Origin of the sequence: Microbacterium halotolerans (genome assembly GCF_003569805.1) — a bacterium.
GTDB classification, from domain to species: Bacteria; Actinomycetota; Actinomycetes; order Actinomycetales; family Microbacteriaceae; genus Microbacterium; species Microbacterium halotolerans.
This window is the reverse complement of sequence record NZ_KZ984051.1, coordinates 375,426-392,568: the sequence shown is the minus strand read 5'-3', so window position 1 is coordinate 392,568 and position 17,143 is coordinate 375,426. Positions and strand designations below refer to the sequence as shown.

At 68.7% G+C, this 17,143-nt stretch carries 17 protein-coding genes; 14 read left to right on the top strand and 3 right to left on the bottom strand.

Going from position 1 to position 17,143, the window contains the following annotated elements; translation table 11 throughout:
* Window positions 1-37: 37 nt before the first annotated feature.
* Both DZG09_RS01745 and DZG09_RS01740 read right to left on the bottom strand, forming a co-directional pair.
* The gene (locus DZG09_RS01745; RefSeq protein WP_240423605.1) at window positions 38-1,663 is read right to left on the bottom strand and encodes an FAD-dependent oxidoreductase; all 1,626 of its coding nucleotides are present in this window, start codon (window positions 1,661-1,663) and stop codon (window positions 38-40) included.
* On the bottom strand, window positions 1,650-2,762 hold the full coding sequence (locus tag DZG09_RS01740) for a LacI family DNA-binding transcriptional regulator (RefSeq protein ID WP_119696009.1): 1,113 nt from the start codon (window positions 2,760-2,762) through the stop codon (window positions 1,650-1,652). Before DZG09_RS01740 ends, DZG09_RS01745 begins: the two co-directional genes overlap by 14 nt.
* Before the next feature lie 319 nt (window positions 2,763-3,081).
* Between DZG09_RS01740 and DZG09_RS01735 the strand changes: the two genes are divergently transcribed.
* From DZG09_RS01735 to DZG09_RS01690, 11 genes are all read left to right on the top strand, one after another.
* The gene (locus DZG09_RS01735; RefSeq protein WP_119696008.1) at window positions 3,082-3,483 is read left to right on the top strand and encodes a Fur family transcriptional regulator; all 402 of its coding nucleotides are present in this window, start codon (window positions 3,082-3,084) and stop codon (window positions 3,481-3,483) included.
* A complete protein-coding gene (locus DZG09_RS01730; protein WP_119697320.1) occupies window positions 3,480-4,484 on the top strand; it encodes a permease in 1,005 nt (334 codons plus the stop codon). Before DZG09_RS01735 ends, DZG09_RS01730 begins: the two co-directional genes overlap by 4 nt.
* Window positions 4,474-5,241 (top strand): TIGR03943 family putative permease subunit, encoded by a 768-nt coding sequence (locus tag DZG09_RS01725; protein WP_119696007.1) that lies wholly within the window; start codon window positions 4,474-4,476, stop codon window positions 5,239-5,241. The genes DZG09_RS01730 and DZG09_RS01725 overlap by 11 nt, the downstream gene beginning before the upstream one ends.
* Entirely contained in the window at window positions 5,231-6,673 is a 1,443-nt protein-coding gene (locus tag DZG09_RS01720; RefSeq protein WP_205529022.1) for an Ig-like domain-containing domain, read from the top strand. The genes DZG09_RS01725 and DZG09_RS01720 overlap by 11 nt, the downstream gene beginning before the upstream one ends.
* Window positions 6,674-6,760: 87 nt before the next feature.
* Window positions 6,761-6,883 (top strand): hypothetical protein, encoded by a 123-nt coding sequence (locus DZG09_RS16960; RefSeq protein ID WP_276116027.1) that lies wholly within the window; start codon window positions 6,761-6,763, stop codon window positions 6,881-6,883.
* A gap of 267 nt (window positions 6,884-7,150) precedes the next feature.
* Window positions 7,151-7,387, top strand: a complete 237-nt coding sequence (rpmB, locus tag DZG09_RS01715) for a 50S ribosomal protein L28 (RefSeq protein ID WP_087053761.1) — start codon at window positions 7,151-7,153, stop codon at window positions 7,385-7,387.
* Entirely contained in the window at window positions 7,387-7,557 is a 171-nt protein-coding gene (gene rpmG / locus DZG09_RS01710; RefSeq protein ID WP_087053762.1) for a 50S ribosomal protein L33, read from the top strand. The genes rpmB and rpmG overlap by 1 nt, the downstream gene beginning before the upstream one ends.
* Window positions 7,558-7,559: 2 nt before the next feature.
* Entirely contained in the window at window positions 7,560-7,865 is a 306-nt protein-coding gene (rpsN, locus tag DZG09_RS01705; RefSeq protein WP_087053763.1) for a 30S ribosomal protein S14, read from the top strand.
* Between the two features lie 184 nt (window positions 7,866-8,049).
* Entirely contained in the window at window positions 8,050-9,396 is a 1,347-nt protein-coding gene (locus DZG09_RS01700) for an MFS transporter (protein ID WP_119696005.1), read from the top strand.
* A gap of 190 nt (window positions 9,397-9,586) precedes the next feature.
* Complete coding sequence (locus DZG09_RS01695) at window positions 9,587-9,874, top strand: HU family DNA-binding protein (protein ID WP_087053765.1); 288 nt, start codon at window positions 9,587-9,589, stop codon at window positions 9,872-9,874.
* A gap of 235 nt (window positions 9,875-10,109) precedes the next feature.
* Window positions 10,110-12,092, top strand: a complete 1,983-nt coding sequence (locus DZG09_RS01690) for a bifunctional copper resistance protein CopD/cytochrome c oxidase assembly protein (protein ID WP_119696004.1) — start codon at window positions 10,110-10,112, stop codon at window positions 12,090-12,092.
* Window positions 12,093-12,203: 111 nt separating this feature from the next.
* Here DZG09_RS01690 and DZG09_RS01685 read toward each other — a convergent pair whose 3' ends face one another.
* Window positions 12,204-13,292, bottom strand: a complete 1,089-nt coding sequence (locus tag DZG09_RS01685; RefSeq protein ID WP_119696003.1) for a hypothetical protein — start codon at window positions 13,290-13,292, stop codon at window positions 12,204-12,206.
* A 107-nt stretch (window positions 13,293-13,399) separates the two neighbouring features.
* On the opposite strand from DZG09_RS01685, the gene DZG09_RS01680 reads away from it, so the two are divergent.
* The 3 genes from DZG09_RS01680 (at window position 13,400) to DZG09_RS01670 (ending at window position 17,133) form a co-directional block, all read left to right on the top strand.
* Window positions 13,400-14,770 carry an ATP-dependent DNA helicase gene (locus DZG09_RS01680; RefSeq protein ID WP_119696002.1) on the top strand — a complete coding sequence of 457 codons (1,371 nt, stop codon included), beginning with the start codon at window positions 13,400-13,402 and terminating at the stop codon, window positions 14,768-14,770.
* Between the two features lie 81 nt (window positions 14,771-14,851).
* Window positions 14,852-16,111 carry a serine hydrolase domain-containing protein gene (locus DZG09_RS01675; protein WP_119696001.1) on the top strand — a complete coding sequence of 420 codons (1,260 nt, stop codon included), beginning with the start codon at window positions 14,852-14,854 and terminating at the stop codon, window positions 16,109-16,111.
* Between the two features lie 242 nt (window positions 16,112-16,353).
* Complete coding sequence (locus tag DZG09_RS01670) at window positions 16,354-17,133, top strand: cohesin domain-containing protein (RefSeq protein ID WP_162893106.1); 780 nt, start codon at window positions 16,354-16,356, stop codon at window positions 17,131-17,133.
* Window positions 17,134-17,143 lie beyond the last annotated feature (10 nt).

Below are 17,143 nucleotides of genomic sequence, written 5' to 3'. Positions count from 1 at the left end.
CTCCTCTTCGTTGAGAGTTCTCGGGTGTGCGTGGGACTCAGTAGGGGTACACGCGACCGTCAGGCCAGTGCCGCTCGACGCCCGCCGCGTCGAGTTCGCCCTGATAGGCGGTCAGCTGTGCGGGGTCGGAGTGCACGGTGTGCGGCGCGGTGCCCTCCGCCGCGCAGAACGCCGCGAGGTGCCCGGCCGCTTCGCCGATGTTCCACTCGACGGGGTGCAGCCGGTAGCAGCCGTTCGTGATGTGCGTGGTGCCGATGTTCTTGTTCGCGGCCAGCAGGTTGGTCACCCGCTGCGGGATGAGCGCGCCGAGCGGGATCTCGAACGGCGTGGACGCCACGTCGATGTACGTGTCGCCGCCGGTGGAGGGATGCAGATCGATCCGGTACATGCCTACCCCGACCGACTCCTCGTAGCGCGTCGCGCCCGCGTCGCCGCGCACGGCGTAGGAGACGTCGTTCTCGGTGATCGTCGTCAGGGCCCTGATCCGGCGGGACTCGCGGTGGTACGGTGCCTGCGCGAGCCCGTCGTCCGAACCCATCACATCCGGTCGCAGCCGCAGGCCGGGGAATCCGGCGCCGCCGTCGGGGCGAGGCGCCTCGGTCTGCATCCAGTAGAGCATCGAGAGGCTGAGCCGTCTGGCGGCGTCGTAGCGTTCGAGCTCCGTCTCGCGCGGCACGTCGAGCGCCGGCGCGACGAAGTAGTCGATGCTCGGCCAGTTCACCAGGCAGATGTCGCTGGCGTAGAACCCGTCCGCGAACAGGTCGCGCGCGGCGATTCGGCGGAACAGCCACAGGTTGTGATCGCCCGCGCTGCGGGACTGGTCGGCGTCGACGGCGAGCACGTCGTCGCCGGGATTCGGGTCGAACTCGCGGGTGCTCATCTCGAGCGTGCGCGGGTTCGGAGCCGTCCACGACAGCATCCGCTCGCCCTGCCACGCATCGGGCGCGTACTCCCGCCAGAAGTCGTAGTCGGCAGGCCGCTCGATGGTGTGATCGCCGTCGACGTGCTCGACCACGAAGCACACGCTCAGCGCCTGAACGTTGTCCGGCTGGGCGGTCTCCGGTGCGTTCGGCTCGCCCGTCTCGGCACGTGACTCGAACCCGGTGACGTACTCCGTGCCGGTCAGCGGCAGCAGTTCGCCCGTCTCTGTGGCATCGATCACCCAGTCGGCGGTGACCGTGACGTGCTCGCCGTCGGTGACCGATTCGAGGGTGACGCCCGTCACGCGGTCGCCGTCCGTCGTCGCCGCAATCGCGTGGGTTCGCTCGAGCAATCGGATGCGTCCCGACGACCGGTGCGGCGCGAGCATCTCCTCCAGAACGCCGACGGCCACGCGAGGCTCGTGGCAGAGCTTCGAGACCCATCCGGCGCCGGGGTTGAGGTCGGCCCTGCTGCGGGCGGCATCCGTGAGGGGATAGCGGCGGCGGTACACGTCCCTGATGCCGTCGCGCAGCGCGCGGTAGCGGGCAGTGACGCCGAACTCCTCCACCCACGGGTGCTCGTCAGGCGGCACCGCCTGCGATGTCAGCTGCCCTCCGATCCACGGGAACTCCTCGGTCAGGATGACGCTCGCACCGCGGTCTGCGGCGGCGAGTGCGGCGGCGACGCCGCCGAGCCCGGCTCCGACGACGAGGATGTCGGTGGTCAGTTCACGCGTGGTCACGAATGGTTCCTTCTTCGTTGTCTGAGGTGGTCGCCACGGCGAGGGTCTCGCCGTCGACGTCGGGGCAGTCGAGCATCTGGTGGAAGTCGTCGTCATCGAGTGCCGGCGCATTCTGCATCCGCCCATCGGGAGAGCGGGGCGTGGGGGACTCCTGGTCGACGATCCGAGACAGCAGCACGAGGGCGCGTGCGCCCATCTCCTCGCGCGGGATCGCGAAGCCCGACCAGTTGCGACCGCCGTGCCGAGGGTGCAGCGGTTGCCCGAGCAGCAGCATCGACACGTCCTGCGGTACGTTCAGTCCCCGCGCCAGGAGCTCGTCTGCGAGCTCCTCCGGGTAGTTCTCCGGGGCGACCAGGATCGCGGTGAGGCGGCGCTCGGCGATCTCCTCCGCGGCACCCGTGACGTCGTGCACGTCGACGAAGCGCAGCGGCAGGCCATGGGCGCGCATCGCGTTCCGGTATCCCTCGACGCGGTCGAGCGTGGGCTGGTCGGCCGACTGCGGCCCGGCATACCCGATGCGGGTGTGCCCTGCCGCGAGCATCCGTTCCACCTGGCGCGAGGTGGCGGTGATGTAGTCGGCGCCGACGTACGGCAGCTTCCGCCCCTCGCTGACCCGCTTTCCGATGAACACGAACGGATAGTTGGTGTCGAGCAGATGCTGCAGCTCGCCGCGGTCCTCATGCTGGCCGAGCAGCAGACAGCCGTCGGCGATGCCGAGGCGCTGCCAGCCGTCGCGAGCGAGCTGCCGCCGCCCGTCGACGACCCGCGCGGAGGTGAACAGCAGCATGTCGACGCCGAGCTTCTCCGCCGCGTGCTCGATGCCCACGAGGAAGGCGCCGTAGAAGTCACGGCCGCCGTGGGGAAACGTCGCCTCATAGGTGAAGACGCCGAGGATCTGGTTGCGGCCGCCCGCGAGGCGCTTGGCGACGGGGTTCGCGGAGTAGCCGGTGATCCGGATGGCGTCGAGCACGCGGCTGCGGGTCTCTTCCGAGATGCGCACACCGGCCGGGGCGCTGCCGTTGAGTACGAAGCTCACCGTTGACTGGCTGACGCCGGCCATCGCGGCGACATCGGCCTGAGTGAAACGATGGCGCGGCATCCGATCCTCCTCGATCTGTGAGCGCTGGGGCGATGAGACAGAAGTCTGCGGGGCGACGAGTGCGTAGTCAACGAGATAATGCGCATTATTTGCACCGGTCGCACCACCCTGATTCCGGTGATCTGTCAACAAATCCGCATTATCTCGATGACCTCCGCCACCCCTCGCTGGTCCCGACGCTTGCGAACGTGCCCTTTGCTCTCGAGCGTGCCTCTTGCGTCCGCACACAAGCTGGCCGCTTCAGCACGAAGGTGCACGTTCGGCGGGCATGCGCCGCTGGCACCAGCCGCATCTGAGCTGGGCGCCGTAGACTCTCTCCATGGCTCAGAGGAACACGTGGCAGCGCGAGCGCGTGCGGAGCGCGCTCGGCGAGGTTGAGGGTTTCGTGAGCGCGCAGACGCTGCACCAGGTGCTGCGCGACGCCGAGACGGGCATCGGCCTGGCCACCGTGTACCGCACGCTGGCAGGGCTCACCGCCAGCGGCGAAGCCGACTCGCTGCAGAGCCCGGAGGGCGAGGCGCTCTACCGCGCGTGTGAGAGCAGCGGGCACCATCACCACCTGATCTGCCGCTCCTGCGGCACGGCCGTGGAGATCGAGGCGAGGGCTGTGGAGCGATGGGCCCGTGACACGGCGGCGAAGAACGGCTTCAGCGAGGCCGAGCATGTCATCGACATCTTCGGCCTGTGCGCGGCATGCGCCGCGGCGCGCGACACTCGATGACCCAGCTCGCCGAGCGTTCCCGCACGCGTCGTTGGCAGGGCCCGGTCGTCGGCATCGTCGCCGTCGCCTGCCTCGTCGGGATCTCGGTGTTCGCGCCCGGCATCTTCTCCGACCCGCTGCCGACCAGGCTGCAGGACGGGCTGACCCTCTCGCTCAGCGTGCTGATCGAGGCGCTGCCGTTCGTCATGCTCGGCGTCGTGCTCTCGATCGTGATGCAGGTGTGGGTGCCGTCAGGGGTGATCGAACGCATCATGCCCCGTGCGGCATGGGCCCGCCGAGCGGTGCTCTCACTTGTCGGAATGGTCATCCCGGTGTGCGAGTGCGGCAACGTCCCGTTCGCGCGCGGACTGATGATGCGGGGCGTCGGTCCTGCCGACACCCTTGCGTTCCTCGTGGCGGCGCCGATCGTGAACCCGATCGTGATCATCACCACGCATCAGGCCTTCGGCTTCGACGACGGCATCCTGATCGCCAGGCTGGCCGGCGGCTACCTGATCGCCAACCTCGTCGGCTGGCTGTACAGCAGGCATCCGGATCCGCAGGCGCTGCTCACCGGCCGCTTCGCCCAGACCTGCGAGACCGCATCGCACGACCACGGCTCCCGCGCGGCGCGCACGATCGCCCAGTTCGTCGTCGAGCTGCGGGCCGTGATGCCAGCCCTCGTGATCGGGTCGGCCATCGCGGGCGCCGTGCAGGTGCTGGTGCCGCGCAGCCTGCTCGTCGCGATCGGCTCGAACCCCGTGCTGTCGATCGTCGCCATGGTGCTGCTGGCCATCACGGTTGCGATCTGCTCGAACGTCGACGCCTTCTTCGCGCTCTCGTTCGCCGCGACCTTCTCGCCCGGCTCCCTCGTCGCCTTCCTGCTGGTGGGGCCGGTCGTCGACCTGAAGATGATGGCGCTGATGCGCACGACGTACACGACTCGCGTGATCGCCGGCATCGTCGCCGTGGTCATCCTCGCGGCCGTCGCGATCGGAATCGGGGTGAACCTTGTCGTCTGAACGCATCGGCTCCATCGGCGTGCGCTGGCTCGGCGTCGGGCTCACCTCGGCGCTCGCGGTGTTCACCCTGGTGCTCGTCGTGACCGACCGTCTCGCGCTGTTCATCAATCCCGCGCAGACGCCGTTCGCGGTCGCGATGGCGCTGATCGCCCTCGTCGGCGCCGTATGCTCCTTCGCGCTGCCGCTGGGGGCTGAGGCCGACCACGGCCACGACCACGGCGATCCGGATGATCATGAGCATGCCGCACCCAGCGCGCGCGAGAAAGGGGCAAGGGTCGCGGCGATCGCAGGAGGCGTCGTGGCGACGGCGGTGGTCGCGGGGGCCGTGCTGCTTCCGCCGCGCTCTCTGTCGGTCGAGCTGGCACTGGAGCGCGACACGGGAACGGCGCCCCTGTTCGCCGGGGCCGACGAGGTGACGTTCGCCGCCTCCGTCGACACCGATTCCTTCGGCGTCGGCGGCTGGGCCGCTGCGTTCGCCCGGTCGACCAACCCCGACACCTTCGACGGTGCGCCCGTCACGCTGACCGGTTTCGTCACCCCGGGCGATGACGGGTTCCGCTTGGGGCGCCTGGTCATCACACACTGCGTGATCGACGCCCAGCCCGCCTATGTGCCCATCGACGCGGATGAGAGCTTCGAGCAGGGGCAGTGGGTGGAGGTCACCGGCACGGTGACGGCGACCGGTCAGGGCGCACTCACCGTCGACCCGGATGAGATCACACCGATAGATGAGCCGGATGAGCCGTATGAGTACTGAGCGTTCGGCCGGGCGCCGAGAGGCACGCATGCGAAAGGGCCGGCGCCGGTTCGCCGCGGCGTTCGCCGTCGTGGTCGGCGTGCTCGTCGCGGCGGTGGCGGCCGGATCCGTCGTCAGCCTCACCCAGGGCCCTCGCGTGAGCAGCGTGGTCGTCGACCCCCAGGCTGCAGCGGAATCGTCTGGCAGCAGGGTCATCCTGACCGCGAACCAGGCGCTCGCGGAGGTCTCGCACGATCAGGTGGAGGTGACGCCTGCCGTGCCCTTCACCGTCGACGCGGCGGGGCGGGAGATCGGCGTGCGCTTCACCGCCCCACTCGACGACGACACCGAGTACCGGATCTCAGTGCCCGGCGTGCGTGCGGTGGGCGGGGGCCCTGCCGCGACGCTCGAAACCGACTTCCGCACCCCGCCGACCAGTGTGCTCCTGCTCGAGCGCACGGAGGGCGACGACGCGATCTACCGCACCGAGCTCGACGGTGCCGACCGCGAAACGGTGTTCGCCTCGCCGGAGATCGACGACTTCCGCTCGGCGGCCGGCATGATCGTCGCATCCATCCGCGATCCGGACGGCAGCGCGTCCCTCATCCGGATGAACGACGACGGCTCAGGCGCTGAGGAGTTCGCCCTGCCGGGTGACGGCACGATCCGGAACCTGCAGCTCTCGGAGCGCGGTGGTCGCATCGGCTACACCTACACCGATCTGCCGGCGAGTCAGGGCGAGGCGCCGGAGCGGGAGGCGCAGCTGTTCACGGCGTCGCTGCGCGCACCGGGCGATGAGCCCGTTGCGGTTGCCGTCGCGGGAGAGGTCCCCAGTGTCGACAAGTGGCAGTTCGTGCCCGATTCGTCTGCCATCCTGCTGATCGACTTCACCGGTGAGCTGGTGCTCGTCGAACCGGGTTCCGACTCAGAGCCCGGCGTGCTCGGGTCGGCGATCGACATCGATGCCGTCGCGCGCGGCACCTACACGGCGATCGTGGAGCGACTCGAAGACGGCATGGTGTGGATCGACCTCGCCACGGGCGACGAGAAGCCGCTCGTCGCGCCTGACCCCGAACCCGGTCTGCTCGGAAACGTGCTTCCGATGCCCTCGGCGGCGGGCGATGCGGGCGGAGTCGACTCGGTGCGACAGTACACGGTGCTCGGCGACGACGGGGTGCCGACTTCGCAGCAGGTGACCTTCGTCGCTGCGGACGGCGCGGCCCGCGAGGTGCTCACCGTCGACATGCCGGAGGCGCTGCTGCAGACCTGCCTGTCGCCGAGCGCGCGCTATGTCGCCGCGACCGTGGCTGCGGATCTGGCATCCAATCCGTACGACACCATGTCGCTGCCGATGCCTGCCCAGGTCGACACGCTCGTCTACGACATCGACTCGGGAGAGCAGGTCGCGACGCTGCCCGGCTTCGACGTCTCCTGGTGCGCCGCCGGGCCTTAGCCGCTGACCGGCCCCAGCGGCCGGTCGTCACTGCGCTGTCACAGAAAGTTCTCACAAAGGTCTTCCAAAGAATGCCTGTACCCCAATATGGTGGTTCGGGACGGTGGGAACGGCCCGCCGCCTGAGGAAGGAAACTTCATGGACATCATCAGTGGTCTTCTCGAGACGATCCTCGGCCTGATCGGCAGCATCCTCGGCGGAGTGCTCTGACATCACCTTCCCGCAGCTGCGGGACCCGGCGGGGGAGGGCTTCGGCTCTCCCCCGCCTTCTGCGTGTGCGCGTCGCAGAGGGCATCCCCGTGCGGGGTTCGCGAGCAGATGCCGGACGTGCTAAGATCGATGTTTGGCTGTGCGCACTCCTGTGTGCAGTCCGCTCATCCTCATCCGGACACAGCCCGATCAGGGTCGGATGATGGGTGCGCAGGCAAGAGATCTTGGGTGGCTCCGTCCGGAGCCACGGTACTGAAGGAGAGAACCATGGCAGCTGTGTGCCAGGTGACCGGCGCCGTTCCAGGCTTCGGTCACAACGTCTCGCATTCGCAGCGGAAGACGAAGCGCCGCTTCGACCCGAATGTGCAGAAGAAGACGTACTTTGTTCCGTCGCTGGGCCGCAAGGTCACGCTGAATGTCTCCGCCAAGGGCATCAAGGTGATTGACGTCCGCGGCATCGACTCGGTCGTGAAGGACCTGATCGCGAAGGGTGTGAAGCTCTGATGGCGAAGAAGGCACAGGACATTCGTCCGATCATCAAGATGCGTTCGACTGCGGGCACGGGGTACACCTACGTGACCAAGAAGAACCGTCGCAACAACCCCGACCGTCTCGTGCTCAAGAAGTACGACCCGGTCGTCCGCAAGCACGTCGAGTTCCGCGAGGAGCGTTAATCATGGCCAAGAAGAGCAAAATCGCGCGCAACAAGCAGCGCGCAGAGATCGTGGCTCGCTACGCCGAGAAGCGGGCTCAGCTGAAGAAGACTCTCGTCGACCCGACTGCGAGCGACGACGAGCGAGAGGCCGCCCGCGTCGGCCTGCAGAAGCTTCCCCGCGACGCTTCGCCGGTGCGCGTGCGCTCGCGCGACGTCATCGACGGCCGCCCGCGCGGTGTGCTGACGAAGTTCGGCATCTCGCGTGTGCGCTTCCGTGGTATGGCGCACCGCGGCGAGCTGCCCGGCGTGACCAAGTCGAGCTGGTAAGCACTCAGTCGTAGGCTCAGCACGAGCCGACGTCAAGGACCCGAGCCCGGATCAGCCGGTGCTCGGGTCCTTTCTGCTGTCTCGCGCTTACCTATTGACATAGCTCTACCTGTGTAGGTATATCCTGATCCGGGAACGCATTGAAGCTTCCGGACCGATCACCCGACGAAGGGCTTCGCCCCCCATGACAACCGCCACAGCCTTCGCACGCGACCTGCGCTCTCATCTCGAGCATTCGCCGATGTCCGTCTACCAGTGGGCCATCGTCGCCTGCGCCGTGCTCCTCAACGCCAACGACGGCTTCGACGTCGCCGCGATGTCGTTCGTGTCGCTCAACGTCGAGAACGAATTCGGCCTCTCCGGGTCGGTGCTCGGCACCGTCATCAGTGCGACGCTGGTCGGCATGGCCATCGGAGCGGTCGTCATCGGCAGGCTCGCCGACGTTCTGGGCAGGCGCTGGACGGTCGTCGGATCGGCCGCGCTGTCGACGATCGGGATGTTCCTCGCAGCGTCGTCCCAGGACGTCGTGCAGCTCGGCGTATGGCGCGTGCTCACCGGCCTCGGCGTCGGCGGCATTCTCGCGAGCATCACGGTGATCACGTCCGAGTACTCGTCCGCACGCTGGCGCGGCCTTGCGATCGGCGTGTACTCGGCCGGCTACGGCGTCGGCGCCTTCCTCGGCGGCCTCGCCGCCAACGGGCTGCAGGCCGAGTTCGGCTGGCGGGCGGTCTTCTTCGTCGGCGCCAGCGTCAGCGTGCTGATCGTGATCGCCCTCGCGCTCATCACTCCGGAGTCGGTGCAGTTCCTCGTCACCCGTCGGCCGAAGTACGCGGACAGGGCGCTGGGTCGCATCGCCGCGCGCGTCGGATACGACCCGGCACGGGCGACGCTCGCGCAGCAGGTCGACGAGTCCGCCCCGTCTGTCGGGAAGTCCGGCCTGTCCGAGCTGTTCAGCCGCAAGGTGATCGTGGCCACCGTGCTGCTGTGGGTGGCGTTCTTCACCGTCATGTTCGGGTTCTACTTCGTCAACTCCTGGACGCCCCGTCTGATGACCGAGGCGGGCATGACCCAGGAGCAGGGCGTCTACATCGGGATGGCGCTGGCGATCGGCGGCACGATCGGATCCGTGCTCTACGGAATCATCGCCGCCCGCGTCGAGCGCGAGAAGCTGCTGCTGGCGTTCCTGCTGATCTCGGCCGCCACGATCATCGTGTTCGTGCTGTCGACGGCGCTGCTGACGATCGCGATGGTGCTCGGCGTGCTCGTCGGTCTGCTGGTGAACGGCTGCATCGCCGGTATGTACTCGGTCGCCCCCACCCGCTACTCGACATCCGCCAGGGGCACCGGTGTCGGCGCCGCCCTCGCCGTCGGTCGAGTCGGCGCCATCCTCGCCCCGATCATGGGCGGCGCGATGCTCGATTCGGGCTGGACGCTGGTCATGCTCTACTCGAGTGCGGCGATCATGCTCGTCGTCGGTGCCGTCGCGGTGGTCTTCCTGCGCCGCATTCCGGAGCCCGACGAGGCCAGCTGAAGCGGTCACAATCGTCACAATCGTCACACCGAGGCGCGACACGCCACGGGAAAACGGCCAAAACGAGCGAAAATCCGCGGAATTCCGCGGTGCGTTGGTACTGTCAAACCGGTCCCAAAGACCAACCGGGGGCAATCGCCCTCGGCTCGAACCACCACATCTGCGGCGCCGAGAGCCGCTGGAGGATGACATGGCCGACAAGTCCATCAACAAGACCGAGCTCGTTGCGAGCATCGCCAGCGCGACCGGCCAGAGCCAGGCTGCGGTTTCGGGCGTGCTCGACGCCTTCTTCACCACGGTTTCGGAGTCCGTCGCCAAGGGTGCGAAGGTCTCGATCCCCGGTTGGATCGCCTTCGAGCAGGTCGACACGGCCGCTCGCACGGGTCGCAACCCGCAGACCGGCGCCGAGATCAAGATCCCGGCGGGCAAGCGCGTCAAGGTGACCGCCGGCTCGAAGCTCAAGGCTGCCGTCAAGTAACAGGCTTCCTTTCAGCGGCGCCCCGCAGGCTTCGGCCTGCGGGGCGCCGCTGTGCGCGGCCGACACGCTCCTTCCGGTGTGCCGTTCTGCGCCACCTGCGGCCATCCGGCTGCTCCGGTACCCGGAACTGCGGTTGCGCGGCGTGGGACGCGCGATTCGGGGCACCTGAACCGTCGACGTGCGTCGGATGCTGCGGTTCGGACGGCTTGCAGGTGCGGGTGCCTAGGCTGGTCGAGTGAATCCGCGCGTGCTGCGGGCCGTCGGGCCGGCACTTCTCATCGTCTCGGCCCTTGCCGTAGCCGTGTGGGCGCTGGTGTTCGGCGGCGCGACCGACGCCACGGAGCTCGCGGACGCGGGGCCAGTCGTGAGGTGGAGCCTGCCGCTGGCGAAGCTCGGAGTGAATCTCTCGGCCGCCGTGATGCTGGGCTCTCTCGTGCTGGCGCTGTTCGCCCTGCGGCAGGGTGAGCGCGAATGGGACGTCGCGCTCGATACCGCGTCGATCGGCGCCGCCGTGTTCACCGTCGCATCCGGCGCCGTCACCTTCCTGACCTTCCTCGACACATTCACGCCGCAGATCAGCGCCGGGCAGGAGTTCGGGGCGCAGTTCGGCCGTTATCTCGTCGAGCTCGAACTCGGCAGGGCCTGGATGATCACGACGATCCTCGGCGCGGGACTCACCGTGCTCGCGTTCGCGGTGCGCGGCTGGGTTCCGACGCTGATCACCGCAGGCGTCGCCGCAGTCGCACTGATCCCGATGGCGACGCAGGGCCACTCTGGTGATCTCGCCGACCACAACATCGTCGTGACGGCGCTGGCCATTCACATCGTCGGCGCGGCCGTGTGGGTCGGTGGGCTGTTCCTGGTCGTGATCGTGCGGCCGTGGCTGGCTGCGGACAGCCGCGTCGACCGCGTCCGACCGGTGCTCGAGCGCTACTCGTCACTCGCGCTGATCGCGTTCCTGCTGGTGGTGTTCTCGGGCATCCTGCGCTCGTTCGCATCGATCTCGCGCATCGAGCAGCTGTTCACCACCACCTACGGCTTCATCCTGCTGGTGAAGATCGTCGCTCTGCTGCTGATGGGCGCGCTCGGCGCCTGGTACCGTGCCAAGCTCATCGCCACCCAGCGCAACGGTGCGTTCTGGATCATGGTGACGCTCGAGCTCGCGCTGATGGGGGTCGCATCCGGTGCCGCCGCGGCGCTGGCCCGCTCCGTGCCGCCGCTCAACGAGCAGCCGCCGGCGCTGGAGACCCCGGCGGAGTTCCTGACTGAGGCCGCCCTGCCGCCGGAGCTCACGCCCATCCGGCTCCTGACCGAATGGGAGATCGACCCGCTCTGGCTCGTCGTCGGTGTGCTGGGCATCGCCTTCTATCTCGCCGGCGTGCTGCGTCTGCGCCGTCGGGGTGATGCGTGGCCGATCTACCGCACGGTGCTGTGGGTGATCGGCATGCTGCTGCTGATCTGGGTCACCAGCGGCGCGCTGAACGCCTACGGGCACTACCTGTTCAGCGCGCACATGATGCTGCACATGCTGCTGGCGATGGCGATTCCGCTGCTGCTCGTGCCGGGAGCCCCCGTCACGCTCGCCGCCCGCGCGATCCGCAAGCGCGATGACGGCACGCGCGGCGGCCGGGAGTGGATCCTCTGGGTCGTGCACAACCCGGTCGCCAAGGTGCTCACGCATCCGCTGGTCGCCGCAGGCATCTTCGTGGGCTCGCTCTGGCTGTTCTACTTCACCGACCTGTTCCGCTGGGCGCTGTACGACCATCTCGGCCATGAGTGGATGGTCGTGCACTTCCTCGTCTCCGGCTACCTGTTCGTGATGTCGCTGACGGGCATCGACCCGATCCCGTACCGGATGCCGCATGCGGGGCGGCTCGTGACGCTGATCGTGACGATGGCGATGCACGCCTTCTTCGGCATCGCGATCATGAGCCAGTCCGGCCTGATGGTGGCGGAGTGGTTCGGCGCGATGGGGCGCACCTGGGGTGCGACACCGATGGAGGACCAGTACACAGGCGGCGGCATCGCGTGGTCGATCGGAGAGATCCCGACGGTGATCACGGCGATCGTGGTCGCCATCCAGTGGAGCCGCAGCGACGAGAAGCAGCAGCGCCGATCCGACCGCCACGCCGACCGCACTGGTGAGGCGGAGCTCGCCGCCTACAACGCGAGGCTCGAGGCGATCGCGAAGCGCGATGCCGAACGTGAGGGCCGGTAGGCCGCCGCGACGCGCACCGTGCCGAAGGTGTCCCTCTGCGCCGAGCGTGCCGGTTCTGCACGCACACAAGCAGCACGCTCGGACGGAAGCCGCCCGCTCGCGACGGGGAGCCTACCTGAGCAGCGGGGCGCCGATCTGGATCCGGGCTGACCCGTCTTCCAGCAGATCGACCGTGCCGTCGATCTGGAAGGGGACGTCTTCGGAGACGTGGCTGATCGAGCCGTCGACGTACGACTGCACATCGACCTCGATGTGCGCGATGCCGTCGGCGGGTCGGATGCTCCACCACGGGCCGTCCGGCACGAGGTCGATCTCGGGATACTCGACGATCGTCCATTCCGGCTGCGTGCCAGGAGCGATGAGATTGTCGAGCCGGTATCCGTACGGGCAGTCCTCGGGCAGGAGCACGTTCCGCGAGCCGCACTCCTCGCTCAGCCACGACTCGGCCTTCTCGTCGATGACGTCCTGGAACTCGTCGGACGGCGCGGCATCGACTGCCGCCTTCGTGGCGGTCAGCGGCTCCGTCACGGCGACGTGCACGGCGTCCGCCTCTGTGGTCGCGGTGTCGACGGCGACGTCGTACGCACCGGGTGCGAACGCGAGCATCGCGATCGAGTCGTCGGGCTCCGCCTCGAGGCCGGCCGGCGACACCTGCCTCTTGTCGAGCTCGAATCCGTTCACCTGGAAGCGCCACGACCCGTGCACGTCGACATCGATGACGGCGAGGGGGCTCTCGGCGAACTGCCATGTCGGGACGAGGCCGCTCCATCCGGTCTGCGCCACGCGGAACGTCGTCTCATGGGTCTCGCCGTTCATCCGGTACTCGAGCGTCACGTCGACGACGCCGTCGTCGGCAGCGAGCTCCGACACGGACCGGATGCCGGTGACGTCGTTCGAAACCGTGGAGGAGCGCAGCAGGGCGTCGTGGGCGAAGCCCGGCAGCCCCGCCGACTTGAGCTCCTCGCTGTCGACGCCGACACCGCTGACGGTGAGCGCGTCAGCCGCGCGCCCGTCGGCGATCAGGTGCACATATCGCTCGGCGAACGCGCTCGGACCCCAGTACTGGCGGTACAGCGATGCAAGAGCCGCCCCGATGGCCCCGACCAGCAGCGCACCGACCACGATGAACCCGACGACCTCGAGCGCACGCGAGCGGCGGGGCTCGCCGACGCGGGACGAGGAGACGTCGGCCTGATGCATGCCGACCAGTCTAGGGACGGCGTTTTCCATATCGCCTGGGGACGTCCGGAGGATGCCGAAACGTGAGGTGCGGTGAGGGTGCCCGAGGGACGCCCTAGCATGGAGGGATGACCGCGCCCGCTCTGTCCGCGGAGCAGGAGAGCCTGTTCCGGCTGATCGAGGACACTCGGGAGCACGTCTTCATCACGGGTCGCGCCGGAACGGGAAAGTCGACGCTGCTGCGTCACCTGACCGCGAACACCGGCAAGCAGATCGCGGTCTGCGCGCCGACCGGCGTCGCCGCGCTCAACGTCGAGGGCCAGACGATCCACTCGCTCTTCCGTCTGCCGGTCGGGCTGATCGCCGACACCGATCTCGAACAGAACGGCACGACGCGGAAGATCCTGAACGCGATCGACACTCTGGTGATCGACGAGGTGTCGATGGTCAACGCCGATCTGATGGACGGCATCGACCGTGCGCTGCGGCAGGCGCGCGCCCGTCGTGCCGAGCCGTTCGGCGGCGTGCAGGTGATCATGTTCGGCGACCCGTACCAGCTCGCGCCTGTGCCGCCCCGGGGCGACGAAGCGCGTTACATCAACGACCACTACCGCTCGTTCTGGTTCTTCGACGCGCACGTGTGGGCGGGCCACGCCGCGCAGGACGGCGTGCTCGAGGTCGGACGCCACGGCGCCGACCTGCACATCAGGGAGCTCACGCACATCCACAGGCAGTCGGACGACGGCTTCAAGACGATGCTCAACGCCGTGCGCTACGGTCGCGTCACGAAGGAGATAGCCGACGCCCTCAACAGCGCAGGCGCCCGCACGCCGCCGGACGACCCCCGCGACCCGGTGATCACCCTCGCCACGCGCAACGACAGGGTGAACGCGATCAACTCCCGCCACCTCACCCAGCTGCCCGGCCGCGAACAGATCGCGAGAGCCGACGTCTCGGGCGACTTCGGCCGAGGGGATCAGTATCCGGCCGACGAGAAGCTCAAGCTGAAAGTCGGCGCCCAGGTGATGTTCCTGCGCAACGACGCCGGTTCGGGCGGGGAGCCTCCGCGCTATGTGAACGGCACGATCGGCACGGTCACGAAGATCGTCGGCGACACCGTGCGGGTCGAGGTCGACGGCGAGGAGTTCGACGTCGAGCCAGTGGTGTGGGAGAAGTACCGATACGCGTACGACCAGCACACGCGCAAGATCAGCCGCGACGTCGTCGCCGAGTTCACGCAGTTCCCGCTGCGGCTGGCCTGGGCCGTGACGATCCACAAATCACAGGGGAAGACGTACGACAGGGCCGTCGTCGATCTCGGCTCCGGCGCGTTCGCGCCTGGTCAGACCTACGTGGCGCTGTCGCGGCTGACCTCGCTCGACGGGCTGCATCTGTCTCGGCCGCTCCGGCCGAGCGACATCCGGGTCGACGAGGACGTGCGCCGATTCATGCGCGCGGTGTGGGAGACGCAGGGCGACCGGATGAGGGTGAGCGGATGACGCGGAGCGCGTCGGGTGCGCTCCCAGGCGGCTCAGGGGCGACCGCATAGACTCGTTGGGGTTTCCAGCACAGGGAGTGAGATGCGAGGCAGAACGACACGGCGCGGCGCGGCCGCCATCGCGGCCATCGTCGCGTTCGGGGCGGTCCTCACCGGTTGCAGCGGTGGCGCGGACGTCGTCGAGCTGCCGGAGCAGGCATCGGCCGAGCTTCCGGCGGAGATGACCGAGCAGATCGATGCCGCCGTCACCAAGGCGATGCAGGCGTCGGGCGCGACCGGAGGGATCGTCGGCGTGTGGGCGCCGTGGGGCGGCGAGTACGTCGCAGGCCTCGGGTCGACCGCGATCGAGGGCGGCGAAGACGTCACCGCCGACATGACCTTCCGGATCGGCGACGTCACCCGCGCGATGACGTGCGACGTGCTGTACGGCCTCGCGGCGGACGGGCAGCTGGAGGTCACCGATTCGGTCACCCAGTACGTGCAGAACCTGGCGGGTTCCGAGGACATCACCCTGCAGCAGCTGTGCGACAGCACGAGCGGGATCGGCAGCTCCGAGGCGAAGGTGCTGATCAACTGGGTGCGCACGCCGGAGCGGGAGTGGGACCCGCGCGAGCTCGCCGCCCGGGGCCTCATCGCGGCTGGCGGAACGCCGGGCGCGAAGTTCCGCGATTCCGATGCCGGCTACCTGCTGCTCGGCGAGGCGCTGCGCCACGCGACGGGCGAGGCGCCTGCAGATCTGCTCGACGAGTACGTGACTGAGCCGTACGGTCTCGGCAGCACCTTCCTGCCGTCCCCGACGGCCGCGACGCCCGGCACGAACTATCTTCCCGGGTACCGGTCGAGCACCGAAGACGCCGAGAACGGCTGCACGGCTCCGACGGAGTTCTCGAAGGCGTCGAGCAGCGTCGGCTACACCGACTCAGGGGTGGTCTCGACGATCGAGGACCTCGGACGGTACGGACAGCTCCTCGCGCTCGGTGCCGCGGAGGACGACGAGGGTCGTTTCGACCACGCGCTCCCGGTCTACTCGGACGGTGCCAGTTGGTATCAGTACGGCGGCGGTGTCTATCAGGCGGGTCCGCTCATCGGCCAGGAAGGGGCGACGCTCGGCTACGCCACGAGCGTGTGGGCCGATCCGTCATCGGGCCTGACCGTCGCGGTCGTGCTGAACAACTCCCGCAGCGACTCCGCGGCGGCGAAGGTGGGGCGTCAGATCGCAGCGATCGCCTCGCGTGCTCCCGCCGCCGACGGATTCGAACAGCCGGAGATCGGCCTGCCCTGGTCGGCGGAGGGGTACGACAAGCAGATCACCGACGACGCGATCTGCCCGATCGGCGGATAGCAGCCCGCGACGGCGCCCCGGCACGCGACGCGAGGATCGCCGGAGTCGGCCCAGCAGATGGCGGGCGCCCGCGTCGCTCTTCAGCGGCGGCCCCGATGGCGGTGCCGCCTGGATGGGATGCGCTGCGCGAAACACACTGCTCACACAGCGAAACCCTTCCGAAATCTCGGCGCACCACAGTTGATCCATGCGGCGCTCCCCGACGGTGTGGAACCGTGCCGCGAGGACATCGAGGAAGGGCTGTGCGCGCATGCACATTTCCAGAGGATCGGCGCCGTCGTGCCGCCGCTGCCGCGATCGGCGTCGTGACCGCGGTCGGCGCCGTACTGTTGGGCGCCGCCCCGGCGCTCGCCGCGCCCGCGCAGGTCGGAGCCGTCGAACTCAGCGCACCGGAGACGGGCGAGGTCGGCGACGTGATCGAGGTGGCCGTCGCGGCGACGGACGCCGCCGACGTGTACGCCGCTCAGTTCGAGCTGGGCTACGACGACGAGGCGCTGAGGTATGTGACGGACTCAGCGGCGTTCCTGGACGGCGGCTACGGCACGGTGAGCGAGGAGACGGGGGCGGCGCAGCTCGCCTACACCCGTCTCGGCAGTTCACCCGGCATCTCCGGCGACGTCACCGTGGTGACGGTGTCGTTCGAGGTGCTGCGCGCCGGTGAGGCGACTGTGTCGATCGACGACGGCGCCCTTATCGGCACCGAGGGAGAGCAGGGGCCGTTCGGGGCCGTCGATCCCGTGACGATCTCGGTCGCCGATGACGCCGATGCCGACCCGACGAACCCGGATGAATCGGATGACTCCGGCGACGACCAGGCGGCGACCGATGGAGCCGACGGGACGAACGACCCGACGACGACGGACGGCTCGGGTGACACCGCAGCGGACGGCGGCGAAGGTGACGGCGAGCTCGCCGTCACCGGCGGAACGATCGTCGGCGCTGGCTTCGTCGTCGTACTCGCGGCAGGGGCGATCGTCGCGGGCATCGTGATGGTGCGCCGCCGCAGGGAGGGGCTCGGATGATGCCGGAGCA